Source organism: Neglectibacter sp. X4 (genome assembly GCF_009917365.1).
Lineage (GTDB): Bacteria > Bacillota > Clostridia > Oscillospirales > Acutalibacteraceae > Acutalibacter.
The window spans coordinates 1-2010 of record NZ_QWLE01000118.1 but is presented as its reverse complement, the minus strand read 5'-3'; the positions used below and the strand labels follow the sequence as shown (position 1 = coordinate 2010).

The 2010-nt window shown below is 38.4% G+C and carries 5 protein-coding genes; all 5 read right to left on the bottom strand.

Features of this window, described 5'->3' with window-relative positions; translation table 11 throughout:
• On the bottom strand, positions 1-212 hold a 212-nt coding region (locus D1841_RS16810), incomplete at its 3' end, for a hypothetical protein (RefSeq protein WP_166554307.1).
• Positions 213-260: 48 nt separating this feature from the next.
• Complete coding sequence (locus tag D1841_RS16805; RefSeq protein WP_160202074.1) at positions 261-599, bottom strand: hypothetical protein; 339 nt, start codon at positions 597-599, stop codon at positions 261-263.
• A 32-nt stretch (positions 600-631) separates the two neighbouring features.
• Positions 632-904 (bottom strand): hypothetical protein, encoded by a 273-nt coding sequence (locus D1841_RS16800; protein ID WP_160202073.1) that lies wholly within the window; start codon positions 902-904, stop codon positions 632-634.
• Between the two features lie 78 nt (positions 905-982).
• Positions 983-1318: a DUF5406 family protein gene (locus tag D1841_RS16795; protein ID WP_160202072.1), complete on the bottom strand. Its 336-nt coding sequence runs from the start codon at positions 1316-1318 to the stop codon at positions 983-985.
• A complete protein-coding gene (locus tag D1841_RS16790; RefSeq protein ID WP_237077184.1) occupies positions 1311-1577 on the bottom strand; it encodes a hypothetical protein in 267 nt (88 codons plus the stop codon). The genes D1841_RS16795 and D1841_RS16790 overlap by 8 nt, the downstream gene beginning before the upstream one ends.
• Positions 1578-2010: the final 433 nt, after the last annotated feature.

Genomic DNA, 2010 nt, shown 5'->3' with positions numbered 1-2010 from the left:
TTAATATCTGCTGCGTTGATACCCCCGGAAATATCCATTGTGATCGAATTGCCCCGGATATCACCGGTAATCGTAATCGGCAGCGCCACATTAGCACCGTAAGCCGACGACTCATCTAAACCACCGCCCAAAATACCCGCAATCAGCACGAATATCATCATTACCATCAAAAAAAGACTTCCTATTCCGAAGCCTATAATGATTTTTTTCATGATTCAGTTTCTCTTTCTGTCCCATTGTGGGACACTCAATTCCCTTAACTAAGAATCTTCCCAATCTAGAGATTTCAGTAACTCATATTTGCTGCGATCTACTGTTAATACTCGAGCAGATTTTTCATTAATTTTTTGGACATTCGTAAATCGTTCCTTATCACAGATAATCCATTGCAACACCTTGAAGTCCTCTAAAATAGGTTTTATTTTAGAGGAACTAAGGCAACTATGATTTCTTAACATAACTTCTTTTAATTTTCGTTTAAAATCGTCGGCTCTAAAATTGATATATCGTTCTCGATTGCTCAGCGCATATAGTCGTGGCTGAGACATCAGTTCATCAACAACCGATAAAAAAATTCTAATTAGTAAAACACCATCCATTTGTAACTCCCTGTCCCATGATGGGACACCACTTAATCACGGTGAGCAAAATATGATATTTTTATGATTTGCAGGATATTATTGAAATCTGAAATCACTTGTAAATTTGTATCCTGCAGACTGTTAATATCTAATATCTTCGTAAATCGTCTTGCTGTCTCATTTGCTAAATTTTTATCACCATTCAATATTTGTTGGCCTACTTCAGTATGTACCAAACTATCACTGAGTTCTTCCAATCCTTTCAACTTTTTTGTGCATCGTGCCGATTCTTTGGCAAATGCAGAAATCATTCCTATACGCATATTACTTCACCTGATTCTTACTTTTAACCTATCCAATTGCCGTCTTCATTTCCGTCCCACTGTGGGACATTGGCAAATTCACCATTCTTTCTGAACATAATCGACAATCTCTATACCAACAATCAAATTCTCAATTTCATCTACAAAATCCTCAATTTCAAGTATTTCACCCTTTTGATTTTTCAGCTTTGCCGAGAAAATGCCGCTTTCCTTGAAAAAATTACAGTCATTCTCTACAAAATGTTGTATGTCATCCTCATCAGCTTCAACAATATAGCAGGAATCCAATAGGATTGCTCCTTTGCAGTTTCCGTTTACTTCAACTGCAACGTGTCCCACATAGTCCCATTGCATCAATGTAATTCTGATAGTGTGTCTCCCAAAGCAAATATTTGGATCATACTTCTCAAGCATCTTCAGTGCCTCCCTTAACCTTTTTCAATCCATCAAGCGCATAGCAACCTGTATAGCCTTCCAGCATCACGCACATTTGACCGCATACTTCAAACGGACTTGAGCTTACAAGGAACACTTTGTTTTTATTTTTTTCTGTCACATGATATTTTTCGTTCATAATAACTTTATCTCCATTTGTAATCATAATAAACACCGCCTCTTTTTCTGACTGATTGTTTTCTTTTACTCCAATGCGACCCGTGTTCCGCCCCGTCATGAATGTCTGCCAACCGTAGCTGCCTGACGGATAACATCCTCAGCATACCAAACATCCCCACCTCTATCTTAACTCGTCAGATACACCACAGTTACTACTCCCATAGTCTGAACTACTATATAATACACATTCCGTTCCCAACGTCACATCTCAAAGAACCTCGTTACCAATAAAATCTCTACTTATTTTTTTAAATACTATTACTGGTAACAAAAAAGGCTGCAGAATACCGATAGCTGTGCTAAATTACCAACTCTTACCGAAAATAAACTGGTAACATTTCACCTGTTCATTACTTTTTTTGGTTACCGGTAGAAATCTGCGCCAAATATGCCTTGATTGCCTCCGTGATGACTCGCTCCAGTTCCGCTGACTCTACCTGGTCAGCCTCCGGAACATCCAGATTTGCAAAAGCTTTCGCTGTCGATTTAAG